Source organism: Ruminococcus flavefaciens AE3010 (genome assembly GCF_000526795.1).
Classification (GTDB): Bacteria; Bacillota; Clostridia; order Oscillospirales; family Ruminococcaceae; genus Ruminococcus; species Ruminococcus flavefaciens_D.
In genome coordinates, this window is the sequence record NZ_JAGT01000001.1 from 430411 (window position 1) to 445379 (window position 14969).

General features: G+C 45.9%; 12 protein-coding genes. 8 read left to right on the plus strand and 4 right to left on the minus strand.

Going from position 1 to position 14969, the window contains the following annotated elements; all coding sequences use genetic code 11:
* The first annotated feature begins 9 nt into the window (after nucleotides 1-9).
* From whiA to pfkA, 3 genes are all read left to right on the plus strand, one after another.
* A complete protein-coding gene (whiA, locus tag N774_RS0101930; protein WP_024859613.1) occupies nucleotides 10-924 on the plus strand; it encodes a DNA-binding protein WhiA in 915 nt (304 codons plus the stop codon).
* Nucleotides 914-4321, plus strand: a complete 3408-nt coding sequence (locus tag N774_RS0101935) for a DNA polymerase III subunit alpha (RefSeq protein ID WP_024859614.1) — start codon at nucleotides 914-916, stop codon at nucleotides 4319-4321. The genes whiA and N774_RS0101935 overlap by 11 nt, the downstream gene beginning before the upstream one ends.
* 139 nt (nucleotides 4322-4460) lie before the next feature.
* Nucleotides 4461-5423 carry a 6-phosphofructokinase gene (gene pfkA, locus N774_RS0101940; RefSeq protein ID WP_024859615.1) on the plus strand — a complete coding sequence of 321 codons (963 nt, stop codon included), beginning with the start codon at nucleotides 4461-4463 and terminating at the stop codon, nucleotides 5421-5423.
* A 40-nt stretch (nucleotides 5424-5463) separates the two neighbouring features.
* Here the strand turns inward: pfkA and N774_RS0101945 are convergent, their stop codons facing one another.
* Both N774_RS0101945 and N774_RS0101950 read right to left on the minus strand, forming a co-directional pair.
* On the minus strand, nucleotides 5464-6381 hold the full coding sequence (locus tag N774_RS0101945; protein ID WP_024859616.1) for a S1 RNA-binding domain-containing protein: 918 nt from the start codon (nucleotides 6379-6381) through the stop codon (nucleotides 5464-5466).
* Between the two features lie 61 nt (nucleotides 6382-6442).
* Entirely contained in the window at nucleotides 6443-6799 is a 357-nt protein-coding gene (locus tag N774_RS0101950) for a hypothetical protein (RefSeq protein ID WP_024859617.1), read from the minus strand.
* Between the two features lie 171 nt (nucleotides 6800-6970).
* On the opposite strand from N774_RS0101950, the gene N774_RS0101955 reads away from it, so the two are divergent.
* Genes N774_RS0101955 through N774_RS0101975 form a run of 5 tightly spaced genes read left to right on the plus strand, consistent with a single transcriptional unit; the run spans nucleotide 6971 to nucleotide 11403 of the window.
* The gene (locus N774_RS0101955; RefSeq protein WP_024859618.1) at nucleotides 6971-7159 is read left to right on the plus strand and encodes a DUF951 domain-containing protein; all 189 of its coding nucleotides are present in this window, start codon (nucleotides 6971-6973) and stop codon (nucleotides 7157-7159) included.
* Between the two features lie 49 nt (nucleotides 7160-7208).
* Nucleotides 7209-8282, plus strand: coding sequence for a peptide chain release factor 1 (prfA, locus tag N774_RS0101960; RefSeq protein WP_024859619.1), 1074 nt, complete (start codon nucleotides 7209-7211; stop codon nucleotides 8280-8282).
* A gap of 5 nt (nucleotides 8283-8287) precedes the next feature.
* Nucleotides 8288-9301 carry an L-threonylcarbamoyladenylate synthase gene (locus tag N774_RS0101965; protein ID WP_024859620.1) on the plus strand — a complete coding sequence of 338 codons (1014 nt, stop codon included), beginning with the start codon at nucleotides 8288-8290 and terminating at the stop codon, nucleotides 9299-9301.
* A complete protein-coding gene (coaE, locus tag N774_RS0101970) occupies nucleotides 9298-9942 on the plus strand; it encodes a dephospho-CoA kinase (protein ID WP_024859621.1) in 645 nt (214 codons plus the stop codon). Before N774_RS0101965 ends, coaE begins: the two co-directional genes overlap by 4 nt.
* A 57-nt stretch (nucleotides 9943-9999) precedes the next feature.
* On the plus strand, nucleotides 10000-11403 hold the full coding sequence (locus N774_RS0101975) for an aminopeptidase (protein ID WP_024859622.1): 1404 nt from the start codon (nucleotides 10000-10002) through the stop codon (nucleotides 11401-11403).
* A 300-nt stretch (nucleotides 11404-11703) separates the two neighbouring features.
* Here N774_RS0101975 and N774_RS0101980 read toward each other — a convergent pair whose 3' ends face one another.
* Nucleotides 11704-12642 (minus strand): LysR family transcriptional regulator, encoded by a 939-nt coding sequence (locus tag N774_RS0101980; protein ID WP_024859623.1) that lies wholly within the window; start codon nucleotides 12640-12642, stop codon nucleotides 11704-11706.
* Between the two features lie 96 nt (nucleotides 12643-12738).
* Complete coding sequence (locus N774_RS0101985) at nucleotides 12739-14967, minus strand: DEAD/DEAH box helicase (RefSeq protein ID WP_024859624.1); 2229 nt, start codon at nucleotides 14965-14967, stop codon at nucleotides 12739-12741.
* Between the last annotated feature and the right edge of the window lie 2 nt (nucleotides 14968-14969).

The following is a 14969-nucleotide window of genomic DNA, read 5'->3' on the forward strand; positions in this document are numbered from 1 at the left end:
TGAGTTGAAATATCATTCTCAAATGATGTAAGGCAGGAGATCTGTTCTTCTGTAAACGATAAAGATAGGCGTTTTGCCTGCCTTTACGGTATGCTGCTGTTTTGCAGGAGCCTTACCCGTGAGCACATATGCTTTCAGAGCGAGAGCAGGATATCAGCCGAGCTTTTTTGCAGCCTGTTTTCGGCTGTATTCCGAAGAGAGCTGAGTATAACCGAACACACAAGAAAAAACGGTGTTGTACTGTGTTCCTGTGATGCTGACGGCGAGGACGCAGAAGCAGTTTTTCAGAAATATCACCTTGCTGACGATGCAAGGCTTATCGATTCCGAGATTATTGCCACAAATAGTCTCGGAGTTTTTACAGCAGGAGTTTTTCTTGCCTGCGGAAGCGTAAACGATCCCAATAAGGAGTATCACCTTGAATTTGCCTGCCCTGAGGAGCAGCTGGCACAGCAGCTTGCAACACTTCTCGGAGATATAGGCGTTACCGCAAAGACCGTACTCCGCAGGGGACAGCATATAGTCTATATCAAGGGCAGTGAGTCCATTGAGGACACGCTGACCTTTATCGGCGCGTCTCAGTGTACACTGGAGCTTATGAATACCAAGATATACAAGGACATACGCAATAAAGCCAACAGGATAGCCAACTGTGATGCAGCCAATATCGACAAGGTGGTAAAGGCTGCCATGAAGCAGATAGAGGATATAAAGCTCATTGACAGGACTGTTGGACTTGAAACTCTTTCCGACGAGCTCCGCGAGGTAGCTCAGCTCAGAGCAGAGAACATCGATATGAGCCTGCAGGAAATAGGTGAGACTCTGAGCGAGCCCATTAGCCGTTCGGGAGTCAATCACCGCTTCAAGAAGCTGGCAAAGATAGCCGACGAGATACGCGGAGGTGGAGGGGCAAATGCGAAGTGACGAATTTGTAAATCTTCATGTCCACACCGAGTACAGTCTCCTTGACGGAGCCTGTCGCATTAAGGAGCTTATTGTCCGCGTTAAGGAGCTTGGACAGACTGCTGCAGCCATAACAGACCACGGAAATATGTACGGAGCTGTGGAGTTCTGGAACGCTGCAAGAGCAGAGGGAATAAAGCCTATTATCGGCTGTGAGGTATACGTTGCAAGACGTACACGCCATGACCGTGAGCCGAAGCTTGACGCGTCACCCTATCACCTTATACTTTTATGCGAGAACAACGAGGGCTACAGAAATCTTGTAAAGCTTGTCTCTATAGCGAGCATAGAGGGCTTTTACAATAAGCCCAGAGTAGATGTTGAACTGCTTAAAAAGTACCACAGCGGACTTATATGCCTGTCAGCCTGCCTTGCAGGTGAGATACCCCGTCTTCTTGCTGACGGTCATTACGATGAAGCAAAGTCGGTCGCACTGAAATATCGCGACATATTCGGCGAAGACAACTACTTCATCGAGATACAGAACCACGGTATCAAAGATGAACTGAAAATACTTCCGCTTCTCTATAAGCTTTCAACGGAAACAGGTATACCTCTTGCTGCTACTAATGACTGCCATTATATTGAAAAAAAGGACGCCGAAATGCAGAATGTACTTCTCTGCATACAGACCGGAAAGACTATAGATGATCCCACAGGCTTGCGCTTTGAGACAGATGAGTTCTATGTTAAGTCAGCAGACGAAATGGCAGCTCTCTTCAAAGGACATGAAGAAGCTGTAAGCAATACTGTCCAGATAGCAGAGCGCTGTAATGTTGAATTTGAGTTCGGCAACATAAAGCTCCCAAAGTTTACGATCGAGGGCGTTGACGACAACAGGGAATACTTCCGCGAGCTTTGCCGCAGGGGAATGATAGAGCGATACGGTGAAGCTCCGCCGAAAAACGTCACTGAGCGCATGGAGTATGAGCTTGACGTCATCACAAAAATGGGCTACACGGACTACTACCTTATTGTATGGGATTTTATCCGCTATGCCCGCGAGCATAATGTGCCTGTAGGTCCGGGACGTGGTTCGGGAGCAGGAAGCCTTTGCGCATACTGCATAGGCATTACAGGTATAGACCCCATAAAGTTCAATCTTCTCTTCGAGCGCTTTCTCAATCCCGAGAGAGTAAGCATGCCCGACTTTGATATCGACTTCTGTATCGAGGGACGCCGGAGCGTCAAGGACTACGTAGTCAGAAGATACGGTGCTGATTATGTTTCGGAGATAATAGCATTCGATACCCTGAAAGCCCGTGCGGCGGTCCGCGACGTGGGCAGAGTTCTTGGTATATCCTATCAGCTCTGTGACAGAGCCGCCAAGGAGATAGACCCCCGTGCAACGCTTAGTCAGGCGATGAAGGAGTCTGATGAGCTCAGCGGACTTTATCACTCCGACAGGGATATGCGCAGATGTATAGACCTTGCAAAAAAGCTTGAGGGTATGCCCCGCCATGCTTCAACTCATGCGGCAGGCGTTGTAATATCGGCAGTACCTCTCAGTGATCTTGTACCATTGCAGAAGAATGACGATACAGTAGTGACTCAGTACACAATGGGCATTCTGGAGTCACTGGGACTTCTGAAAATGGACTTTCTCGGACTGCGTAATCTTACAATTATAAGAGACACAGTTAACGAGATACACAAGACTGACCCTGATTTTGATATAAGCGCAATTCCAGTAGACGACAGGGAAGTCTATGCAATGATGACCCAGGGAGATACAGAGGGCGTTTTCCAGTTTGAGAGCGAGGGCATGACTGCCCGCGTTATGGAGCTTGCTCCCGAGCGTCTGGAGGACTTGATAGTTATAATCTCACTGTACCGCCCCGGACCTATGAAGTCCATACCCGTATATATCGAAAACAAGAAGCATCCCGAAAGCGTCACCTACAAGCACCCGCTTCTCAAAGATATTCTGGAAGATACCTACGGCTGTATGGTATATCAGGAGCAGGTAATGGAGATATGCCGAAAGCTTGCAGGCTATTCCTACGGTCATGCGGATATAGTCCGCAGAGCTATGGCTAAAAAGAAGCACGATGTAATGCTGAAAGAACGCGAGAGCTTCGTAAAGGGAGCGGCTGACAACGGAGTATCGGAAGATATTGCAAATTCGGTATTCGATGAAATGGTCAGCTTTGCGTCCTATGCATTCAATAAGTCACACGCGGCAGCATATGCATACCTTGCTTATCAGACTGCGTTTCTTAAATGCCATTACCGCGGAATATACATGGCGGCGCTTATGTCAAGCGTTATGGGACAGAGCGATAAGCTTGCGGAGTATATCAACTCCTGCAAGGAAAACGGCATTGAGATACTAAGTCCCGACGTAAACAAGAGCGGCAAGGGCTTCACATTTGCAGACGGCAAGATGTATTTCGGACTACTTGCCATAAAAAATGCGGGAAGCGGACTCGCAGACAAGATAATTGCCGAGCGCAACGAACACGGTAATTTTACAGGCTTGCAGGACTTCTGCGAGCGTGTGGAGGGCAGGGAGCTTAACAAAAAAGCCCTCGAAAACCTTATCAAGTCGGGAGCATTTGACGGACTTGGACATAATCGGCGTCAGATGCTGGAAAGCTACGAAACTATTCTTGATATGACAGGCTCGGGTACAAGAGGAGTAATTGAGGGACAGCTGAACTTCCTCGAGGGAATGGACACTTCTGAGATGAATGTGCGTATCCCTTATAAGCAGGAGTACGATACCAAACAGCTCCTTGCGATGGAAAAGGAAGCAACAGGAATGTATCTCAGCGGACATCCGCTTTCGCCTTATTACTGGATAGGAGAACTGATGCACGTCCGCAGGATAGGAGATATCCTTACCGACAGCAGCGTCAGGGACGGTACTTCCGTAAAGCTCCTATGCTGCGTGGAAAGCTCAAAGCTTCATGTCACAAAGAACGGCGACAAGATGAGCTTCGTCACCTTTTCAGATGAGACAGGCGAGATAGAGGGCGTTGTATTCCCTGATCTTTTTATGGTATGCGGCGGCAAGCTCGTATCTGACGGTATAGTTCTAATTAACGGAAAAATTTCTGTCAAGGACGACAGACTTACTGTAATATGCGGAGCAATAACCGCTGATACTGAATTTGAACGCTCTGTATCAAATATGAAGCTCTGTATAAAAACAACTTCTTCCGAAGCCTCATTTACAAATGAGTTTGTTGAGCTTTGCGGCAGAAACATCGGCGGTACAGCAGTATGTCTGTATCTGACAGACATGAAAAAAACTGTTATTCCGCGCACAAAGCTGAGTGTAAAGGTGACAAAAGAGTTCTGCGATGAGCTGAAAAAGCATTATAATTCTTCACAAATAGGGCTTATTCAGTGATTTTGGATTTGAATACCGAAAAAATACGGAATCCTCTTGACATTTTTTCCACAAAGTAGTAAAATATAAGAGTATGGAATTACGCCGCAGTTTTTTGCGGGTTAAACAATATATGCCAAGTGCAGAATGGAGAGTATGTATGATCAAGAAAATTGGTGTTTTGACAAGCGGCGGTGACGCTCCCGGAATGAATGCCGCTGTAAGAGCTGTTGTAAGATCTGCTCTTGCAAAGGGTATGGAGGTTTACGGTATCCGCAGAGGATACGTTGGACTCCTTAACGGCGATATCATCAAGATGGACGAGAGAAGCGTTTCCGATATTATACACAGAGGCGGTACCGTTCTTTATACAGCAAGATGTCCTGAATTCAGAACTAAGGAGGGTGTTGCAAAGGGCAAGGCTAAGCTTGATGAGCTTGGCATCGAAGGTCTTGTAGTTATCGGCGGTGACGGTTCATTCAGAGGCGCAGCTGATCTTTCTGCAATGGGCGTTCTTTGTATCGGTCTTCCCGGTACTATCGATAATGATATTGCATGTACAGATTATACTATCGGCTTTGATACAGCTATGAACACAGCTATGGAAATGGCTGATAAGCTCCGTGATACATCTCAGTCTCACGACAGAATCTCTGTTGTAGAGGTAATGGGAAGAGGAGCAGGTCATATCGCTGTTAATACAGGTGTTGCATGCGGTGCTACAGATATCATCACAAAGGAAGTTCCTTATGATATCAATGCTATCGCAAATACAATGCTGGCAAAGAAGGCAAAGGGCAAGCAGAACTTTGTAGTTATCGTTGCTGAGAGCGTTGGTCACTCTGATGAGATCGCTAAGATGCTTCAGGAAAAGACAGGTATCGACGCAAGATCAACTATCCTCGGTCACGTACAGAGAGGCGGCTCTCCTACAGTTAGAGACAGAGTTGAGGCTACAAGAATGGGCTACTATGCAGTAGAGCTTCTTGAGCAGGGAATCGGCAACCGTGTTGTTGGTATCAAGGACAGCAAGATCGTTGATTACGATATTCAGGAAGCACTTTCAATGCACAAGGAATATGACGAAAAGCTTCACCATATCGCTGAAGAGATCGCATACTGATATAAAAACTATGCACCTGTTTTTACAGGTGCATTTTTTGTCAGAAGCTTGTAGAGATATTCTTGTCGGAAGTATCGGTGGAGTATTTCCAGTAGTTTATATGGTCTGACTTTATAAAGTATTCTATCTCCTTTGGGGGAGTATATTCGCCGCAGACGTCTACGATAATGAGCTTTACTTTCATTTTTTCGGGAATGATAGCCTTTATGTAGACGCTGACGCTCTGACCTACAGATATACCTTCCTTTGATTCTGCAAGCCCTGCAAGATTTGGCGTAAGCTCCACGAATACGCCGTAGCTTTCTATGGAACGTACAACACCGGGGACAGTTTCTCCGATTTTGAATCTGCAGGCGTTTTCTTCCCATGTACCCAGGAGCTCTTTATGAGTAAGAAATATCATGCCGTTTTCAGTCCCTTTGACTATTACTCTTATAAGCTGACCTGTCCTGAATCTGTCGGTGGGGTGAGAGATACGGGACACAGACATAGTATCTATGGGTACAAGAGAGGGTATGCCGCAGCCTATATCAACGAAGCTGCCGAATTTTTCCATGTGGGATATTCTTGCGTCGATAATATCACCTGGTCTGAGCTTTGAGATCATGTTATTCTCGCATTCAAGCTGTGCGGCTTTACGTGACAGCCTTGCTTCAAGCTCTCCGCTGTCAGTCAGATCGAGCTCGGTAACTTTAAAGCAGACTATTTTATTGACACGTGATATAAGAGCTATATCACGTGTCTTCCCTTCTGTGATACCTATGGCCCCCTCCTCGCGTGGGATTATCCCTCTTGCGCATGGCAGATCGATCATCAGGTCATGAGTTCCTGTACACAGCATTGCTCTTGCTTCAAGTATTATACCTTTTTCCATTGCTTCCGCCAATCCCTCTGCCGAGGATATATACCTTTGATTTGACGGTGTATCAAATAAGCAGCCTTCAGGTCTGAATTCCATGTTTTTACCTCCGTTATAATAACTTTGTAGTCAATCATATGCGGCTGCCGAGTATTATATGCTACTGGGCAAAACGGATATTCAGAGCGCCGAGAGCATTCAGTACGGATATAACATTGTCCACCGCAGCGCTCCCGCATACTATGCAGGCTGTGGTCTTGCGATTACGTGCAGGCTCGGGAACTATATCCTTTGAAGCAGGAGACTCCATAACGGCTGTCAGGAAGTTTGTATGGGTATTATAATAAGTCGGGATAATTGAAAAAGTAGTACTTCTTCCAAGTCTTGCAGACTGCTCGGCTATCCTGTTGTACATCATTTTTGCGGAATACACGTAGTCCACGCTTTCACGCACACGCTTCAAAGCGTATTCAGCCAGCTCGGGCGTTTCAAATTCGGCAGTTACTCTTGATATCATAAAAAGATCCTTTCTGTTTTTTTGTATGGGTTCAATATGTTTATTTGGGAGTTTTTATTATTTTTCACCAAAATGAAAAAAATATACCCGCAAAATATTGATTTGAGCTTGATTTTAGGGTATAATAAAAATGTTCGATTTTTTCTATTTACGCGAAAGGGGGATAATGTCTTGGATATCAGACCGGGTGATGTGCTTACAATGAAGAAGAATCATCCCTGCGGCGGCAGCGAAATGTTCGTGATACGTGCAGGAATGGATTTCAGGCTCAGATGTATAAAGTGCGCAAGAGAATTCATGGTTGCCCGCAACAAGATTGAAAAGAGTATCCGCAGCGTAAAACACGCCGATGAGGGTTAGCACAGTGCAGCATCTATTGTAATATTTTTAGCATTAAGGAGAATACTGAATGTTTGAAAAGCTTGCACTGATGGAGCAAAAATACGAAGAAATAAGCGCAAAACTCTCTGACCCCGATATTATCAGCGATAATAAGCTGTACACTCAGCTCATGAGGGAGTTCAAGAATATGACTCCCATTATCGAGAAATACAGGGAATACAAAAAGGCACAGGCAGCCTTTGACGAAGCTAAGGAGCTTCTTGACGGCGGCGGTCTCGATAAGGACTTCAAGGATATGGCTCAGGCAGAGTATGATGAGTCAAAGGAGAATATGGAAACCTATACACAGGATCTTAAAGTTCTTCTCTTACCTAAGGACCCTAACGATGACAAGAGCGTAATTATAGAGATAAGAGGCGGCGCAGGCGGCGAGGAGGCTTCGCTGTTTGCAAATTCCCTTTATCGTATGTATACAATGTACGCAGAGACTATGGGCTGGAAGCAGGAAGTGCTAAGCGCCAATCCCACAGAGCTCGGCGGCTTCAAGGAGATAAGCTTCTCCATTGAGGGTGAGGGTGCTTATTCCCGCCTTAAATACGAAAGCGGCGTACACCGTGTACAGCGCGTTCCCGAAACAGAATCACAGGGACGCATACACACCTCGACAGTTACCGTGGCAGTTCTCGTCGAAGCAGACGAGGTCGAGCTTGAAATAAATCCCACGGATCTGAAAATAGACTATTTCCGCGCAAGCGGTGCAGGCGGACAGCATATAAATAAAACAGAGTCCGCTGTAAGAATAACGTATCTCCCCACGAATACCGTGGTGGAGTGTCAGGACGAAAGAAGCCAGCATAAGAACAAAGATAAAGCAATGAAAATTCTGCGCTCAAGGATATACGAGGCTATGCAGGAGGAGCAAGACGCAAAGATCGCTTCGGAGAGAAAAATGCAGGTCGGCACAGGCGACCGCTCCGAAAGGATCAGAACATACAATTATCCGCAGGGACGTCTTACGGATCACCGTATCGGTCTGACTATATACAGACTGGAGGACATTCTCAACGGAAATCTTGATGAAGTGTTTGATGCGCTTGCAACCGCCGATCAGGCTGCAAAGCTCGCAAGTCAGGAAGCGTAGTTTTTATGGATACAGTTTTACTAAACAACAAGGAACAAGACCTTGAAATAGCTGCTGAATTTATTAAAAAAGGCGAAATAGTCGGTATACCCACAGAAACAGTCTATGGACTTGGCGCAGATGCTTCAAACGTGGAGGCTGTCCGCAAAGTCTTTGAAGCCAAGGGCAGACCTGCTGATAATCCGCTGATAGTACATCTTGCAGATTTTTCACAGGCTGTGGACTACACATCGTCTATACCTGGGCTTGCGTACAGACTTGCAGAGAGATTCTGTCCGGGACCGCTCACAATGGTGCTTCCAAAAAATGACAGGATACCTATGATAACATCAGGCGGACTTGATACAGTGGGTATCAGAGTGCCGTCACACCCTGTAATGCACAGGATAATCGAGTTATCAGGCAGACCTATTGCAGCTCCGTCAGCAAATACTTCGGGATACCCAAGCCCTACATCGGCTGAGCATGTTATGCGTGACATGAACGGTAAGATAGCAGCTGTGGTTGACGGCGGAAGCTCGGAGTTCGGTGTTGAATCTACAGTTATCTCCATTGAGGGAGATACCACTGCAAGGATACTTCGCCCCGGCTGTGTCACAAGGGAAATGCTTCTTGAAGTATGCGATGACGTAATAATCGACCACGCTATACTCCACGAGCTTGAAGCAGGTCAGAAGGCTGCTTCTCCCGGAATGAAGTACAAGCACTATTCGCCTAAAGCAGATATAATCATGGTGGAAGGTTCACTTGAAAGCTTTATCTCATATGTGGGAGAGCACAACGGCGACAATGTATATTCGCTTATATTCGATAATGACAGGGAAGTATTCCCATACAGATATATGACCTACGGCAGTGACAGTTCACAGCAGGCACATCTTTTGTTTCAGAGGCTTCGTGAGCTTGATGACGCAGGTGCAGAAAGAGTCTATGTCCGCGCTCCAGAAACGGACGGCGTAGGACTTGCAGTATATAACCGCCTTATCAGGGCGGCAGGATTCGAGGTGATAAGGATATGAACAGTCTCAACGGAGTCATGGTAGTCGGACTGACCGGCCAGACAGGGGCAGGGAAGAGCACAGTCTCAAAGATCTTTGCTTCCAACGGTTTTACAGTCATCAACTGCGATCAGGTTGCTCGCAAGATAGTTGAAAAGGGCACAAAATGCCTTGATGAGATAGCTGACCTCTTCGGTTCAAGCGTTATAAACGAGGATGGCACTCTCAACAGAAAAGGACTTGCAGGTATAGTGTTCTCTGACAAATCCAAGCTTGAAGCTCTTACCACCATTACATATCCTTACATCACAGGTGAGATACTTCGCGAGATAAGAGTTCATTCCATGAAAGGCGAGAAGCTCATACTTCTCGATGCTCCCACGCTCTTTGAGAGCCGTGCGGATGATTTCTGCGAGATAATCATATCGGTTCTTGCAGATGCCGATATACGTGAAAAACGTATTATCTCACGCGACGGACTTACTGTTGATCAGGCTCGCAGACGCATGAATTCTCAGCTCAACGAGGAATTCTTCAAGAGCCATTCCGACTACATAATCCATAATAACGGAAATATGGATACAGTGAACGGCATCGCATGGGAAGTTTCGGGAAAGATAAGAGAGCTTTTTAAGAACAAACAGACTCCCATGACAGTGTGATAACTCAGCCGCAAAAGGGCTGCGCTATAGATTTTCTGCGAAAGGAGAAATACAATAATGGCAGAAAAAAAGGATGCCGCTAAGAAGCTTAAAGAAAAGCTCCTTATGCAGCGCAAAAACGCATATCATCTTGTTTCGGACAAGGACATAAAAGCTTGCGACAAATTCTGCGAGGGCTACAAGGACTTTATGAACAAGGCAAAGATCGAGCGTGAAGCAGTTATATACTCCATAGACCTCCTTAAAAAGAAGGGCTTTGTGGAATTTAAAGCAGGCATGAAGCTTAAATCAGGGGATAAGATATACCGCAACAACCGCGGCAAGTCTGTACTTGCAGCTGTTATAGGTACAGCACCTATCTCTGAGGGCGTAAGACTTTGTGCAGCTCATATCGATTCACCAAGACTTGACCTAAAGCAGAATCCTCTTTATGAGGACACAGAGATGGCTCTTTTCAAGACTCATTACTACGGCGGCATAAAGAAGTATCAGTGGACTACTATTCCACTTGCACTTCACGGTGTAGTTATAAAGGCTGACGGGACTACCGTTCCTGTAAATATCGGCGAGGACGACAGTGACCCTGTTTTTTGTGTTACAGACCTGCTTCCTCACCTTGCATCTGCACAGATGCAGAAGCCCCTTGCAAAAGGTATCACAGGTGAGCAGCTTAATATCGTTATCGGTTCACGTCCTTTCAAAGACGATGAGGAGAGCGGCTCTGTAAAGCTCAACATAATGAATATTCTCTTTGAGAAGTACGGTATCACCGAGGCTGATTTTATTTCCTCAGAGCTTGAAGCAGTTCCTGCATTCAAGGCAAAGGACATCGGCTTCGACAGAAGCATGATAGGTTCATACGGTCATGACGATAAGGTATGCGCATATCCTGCACTTGTGGCTACAGCTGAGTGCAAGAAGCCAAAGCATACTGTAGTTACTATACTTACCGATAAGGAAGAGACAGGCAGCGACGGAAACACAGGTCTCCGTTCTGCATACCTCGAGTACTTTGTAGCTGATATAGCTGAAACTCTTGGAAGCGACAGCATGACTGTTCTTTCAGCTTCCGAGTGCTTGTCCGCAGACGTTAACGCTGCATACGACCCCACATTCCCTGAGGTAAATGAGCGCAACAACAGCGCTTATATAAACCACGGCGTAGTTATCACAAAGTATACAGGCGCACGGGGCAAGGCCGGCACATCTGATGCTTCCGCAGAGTTCACAGGACGTATCAGAAGACTTATGGACTCAAAGAATGTTATCTGGCAGACAGGTGAGCTTGGCAAGGTAGATGAGGGCGGCGGCGGAACAGTTGCTGCTTACATTGCAAATCTTAACGTTGATACCATTGACCTTGGAGTACCTGTGCTCTCAATGCACGCCCCCTATGAGATAGTATCAAAGCTTGACACATATATGGCGTATAAGGCATTTGAAGTATTTATGGCAGACTAAAAGTAAGCCCCCGAACTATGTTCGGGGGCTTTTATACCTATATAATTCCTCAGAGTAAATATCAGGATAAAAATTACTTAAATTTTACTTATCAATAATCTATATATTGCAATTAATTATTTATATTTGCAAAAAGTATTGCCCTATGCTATAATAACATATGGAAAGTCATTCTTTCATAAATGACAATCTCATATCCCCTTATTAAGAATGAGAACCTCCCCCCTAATGGCTCTCATTCTTTTTTTTCAAAAAAAGCCCCGATCAAAGACGAACTGCCGTCTGATCGGGGTATATTTATTATATTTCCAGTCCTTCGATCTTGTCTGCGTACTCAAAGACTGTTCTTATACAGTCCGAGATGAGCGCATTGTTTTCGCTTGCCTTACGATAGATTATCATATCACGGTTGAGATTAGTCGCATAGGAGCTCTTTCTGGTGCAAAGCTCATTAAATTTCAATATGAGCTGAGACATGGGAGCTACCCACATATATGCATTCTTAACGGTTTTGAGCATACTTATCTGAGTACCTCTGTCGTAAATGAAGATCTTCTTTGTAAAACGCTTTTCGTCAAAATCCTGATTGATAGAAGCTCGGCGAACCATTTCGGATTCATCATCGCCGTGGATTATCTCGGGATACTCTGAAAGCAGCTCATAAGGAACGTCATCGTATTTAGCAAGGGGATGTTTTTCGCTCATAACGATCTGAAGAGGGAACTCCATAATAGTTCTGCCAACAAGATTACGAGCTTTAAGACGGCTTTCGATCATTTCAGCATACGTGCTGGGAATACGAATAAAACCGATATCGTATTTGCCCGCACAAATATCCTCAAGTACCTTTGCGGTGCTTGTCTCCATAACATGGACGTCTATCTTATCTGTCTTATCGGCGTAGCTGCTGATAAACTTACCTATAGCCGCAGTTGCATATGTTGAACGCGCAGCCGCAACTTTTAGTTTCATTTCATTATCGGGTGTCTGTGCATAGTCTCTTTCGAGGCTCTGCATTTCATCAACGATAGTCTGAGCACGGGCAAGGAACTCCTCACCCTCAGGGGTAAGTATCATACCGTTGGGAGAGCGGTTGAATATCTGTATGCCCAGTGAAGCTTCAAGCTCTTTAAGGGCGATACTGATATTGGGCTGAGCCTGATAAAGCTTCTTGGCTGCCTTTGTTATACTGCCTTCTCTTGCAACGGCAATAACATATTCAAGCTGCTGTATTTTCATAAGTAAATCCTACCTTATCATTATAAAAAGTAATCTATATAAATATTATATCACGATATAAATGAAATTGCAATACTAAATTTCTAATAATTTAATTTAAGTTATCCAGCTTAAAATGCGCTCTTTCATTTCAGATATCCCGAGTATTCCATAAGCGAAGCCTTTTTTCACAAGGACTTCCGGAAGAAATTCATCATATTTTTCAAATACAGGTACTTCACCCGGATATACCAGTTCCATCGGGTCAAACTCCTTGCGTGCTTCATCTGCGAGGACTTCAAAGAATTCCCCGGGAGAGACCTTCATGGTGAATTGAATATAGTAAGGACGTGAGGAATCCATACCCCGAAGTCCCAGTCTGTCAGCGCATTTAAGTTTAAGGAAGCGCTCCATGGCAAAAAAAGCGTAGGTGCCAAGCCACGGGAACAGACACCACATATTGCCGCCGAGACATATCAGCGGTGTATCCGTCACCTTTGAGTTATGGGCAGTCTGACGAGCCTGCGCAAGTCGTGCAGCAGCGTTTTTCATAAGATATGGATAGCTTCTGTCCTCACGGAGCACCTCACGCATACGCAGAAGTATCTTGGTGTTGATATCGCCCGGGCAGTCACCGAAATATGCAGGCACTTTTCCTTTGATCTGCTCGCAGTAAACAAGTCGGCGCTTGTGGTCAACTTCCTCTACTATCCACACATGCCCTGCAATAGCTATCTTTTCGCCTGCAGGCGGAGGCATAACTATAGTGCCAAGCTCCTGAGAGCCCCATCGCACGGTATATTCTTCATTCTCCTGAAATACAGCATAAAATTTGAAGCTGTTGACGATGCGTTCTCCTGCAAGACCTATGATAAATCCGCCCTCATCTGTACGCTGTATGTGGTCGTTTTCAAGGAGATGCCGAAGCAGTATTTTATAGTCGTCCTTAGTGATGCGGTGAAAATATTTAAGTGTCAGTACCTTTGAAGCAAGCTCGGCGGGGGTAAGCTCACCGCATGAAGCGAGAGTACTCATGGTCTGGTGATAGAGCAGACTGTAGGGGAGCCTGTCAAGCTTTGGGGGCTCCACCCATTTTTCTTCAAGGTATACCTGTACAAGAGCAATGCCCTGCAAAAGCTTCCACGGTATAGTCTCAGGCAGCATTGAGCGGGGCTCGGGGAGCTCTTCACGTATAACGAACCACATCTCAGGCGGCAGGTCGCGTCTGCCTGTACGTCCCATACGCTGTAAAAACGATGAAACTGTAAAAGGAGCGTCTATCTGAAATGCACGTTCAAGCCTGCCTATGTCGATACCGAGCTCCAAGGTGGCTGTGGTACAGGTAGTCATGAATATATCCTCGTCCTTCATGGCTTCCTCTGCAGTTTCACGGTAGGCTGCGGAGAGATTGCCGTGATGGATAAGAAAGCGGTCAGGCTCATGTTTAGCCTCACAGTAGGAGCGCAGTGTAGTTGTGACTGCTTCACATTCTTCACGGGAGTTGACGAACACAAGGCATTTTTTGCCCCGCGTATGCTCAAAGATATATCCCATGCCTGCGTCAGCGTGTTCTGGAGCAGTATCTGTTTTTTCATCAAGAACGGGAAGAGCATCTGCGTTTTCTTTTTCGTCGGGTTGATTCTGCTGACTGATGTAGAAGTGCTCCATGGACAGTCGCCATTTTACTCCCTTGCTTTCTATTTTGGGTATAATAGTACCTCGTCCCGTACCGTAAGACAGAAATTCTCCTGCGGCGGCGGGATCGCCTATAGTAGCTGACAGACCTATCCTGCGCGGATTGACCCCTGCCATTTTACAGAGCCTTTCCATAAGACATATGGTCTGACCGCCGCGGTCACCGCGCATAAGGGAGTGTATCTCGTCAATGACAATAAAGCGCAGGTCTCCAAAAAGCTTAGGTATAAGGGCGTGCTTGCGCAGAAGCATAGCCTCAAGAGATTCGGGAGTTATCTGCAATATCCCCGACGGATTTTTCAGCATTTTGCTTTTATGGGACTGCGCCACATCGCCGTGCCAGTGCCAGACAGGTATATCCGCCTCGTCGCATAGCTCGTTAAGTCGCATGAACTGGTCGTTGATAAGTGCTTTCAGCGGTCCTATGTATATAGCACCCACGGAGCGGGGCATATCCTCTGAAAAGAGCGTAAGAATAGGGAAGAAAGCTGCTTCTGTTTTGCCTGAGGCAGTTGAAGCCGTCAGGAGAACGTTCTCGTCGGTATTGAAAATAGCGTCACCTGCGGCAGCCTGGATTGCACGCAGGGACTCCCAGTTATTTCGGTAGATGAAATCCTGTATAAAAGGAGCATATCTTTCAAAAATACTCATAG

What these genes read in the sequence shown, in the direction of transcription:
- prfA (WP_024859619.1), top strand. Translation starts at nt 7,209, where the DNA reads ATGTTTGAAAAGCTTGCACTGATGGAGCAAAAATACGAAGAAATAAGC.
- coaE (WP_024859621.1), top strand. Translation starts at nt 9,298, where the DNA reads ATGAACAGTCTCAACGGAGTCATGGTAGTCGGACTGACCGGCCAGACA.
- N774_RS0101945 (WP_024859616.1), bottom strand. Translation starts at nt 6,381, where the DNA reads ATGGAATTCAGACCTGAAGGCTGCTTATTTGATACACCGTCAAATCAA.
- N774_RS0101965 (WP_024859620.1), top strand. Translation starts at nt 8,288, where the DNA reads ATGGATACAGTTTTACTAAACAACAAGGAACAAGACCTTGAAATAGCT.
- pfkA (WP_024859615.1), top strand. Translation starts at nt 4,461, where the DNA reads ATGATCAAGAAAATTGGTGTTTTGACAAGCGGCGGTGACGCTCCCGGA.
- N774_RS0101980 (WP_024859623.1), bottom strand. Translation starts at nt 12,642, where the DNA reads ATGAAAATACAGCAGCTTGAATATGTTATTGCCGTTGCAAGAGAAGGC.
- N774_RS0101935 (WP_024859614.1), top strand. Translation starts at nt 914, where the DNA reads ATGCGAAGTGACGAATTTGTAAATCTTCATGTCCACACCGAGTACAGT.
- N774_RS0101985 (WP_024859624.1), bottom strand. Translation starts at nt 14,967, where the DNA reads ATGAGTATTTTTGAAAGATATGCTCCTTTTATACAGGATTTCATCTAC.
- N774_RS0101950 (WP_024859617.1), bottom strand. Translation starts at nt 6,799, where the DNA reads ATGATATCAAGAGTAACTGCCGAATTTGAAACGCCCGAGCTGGCTGAA.
- N774_RS0101975 (WP_024859622.1), top strand. Translation starts at nt 10,000, where the DNA reads ATGGCAGAAAAAAAGGATGCCGCTAAGAAGCTTAAAGAAAAGCTCCTT.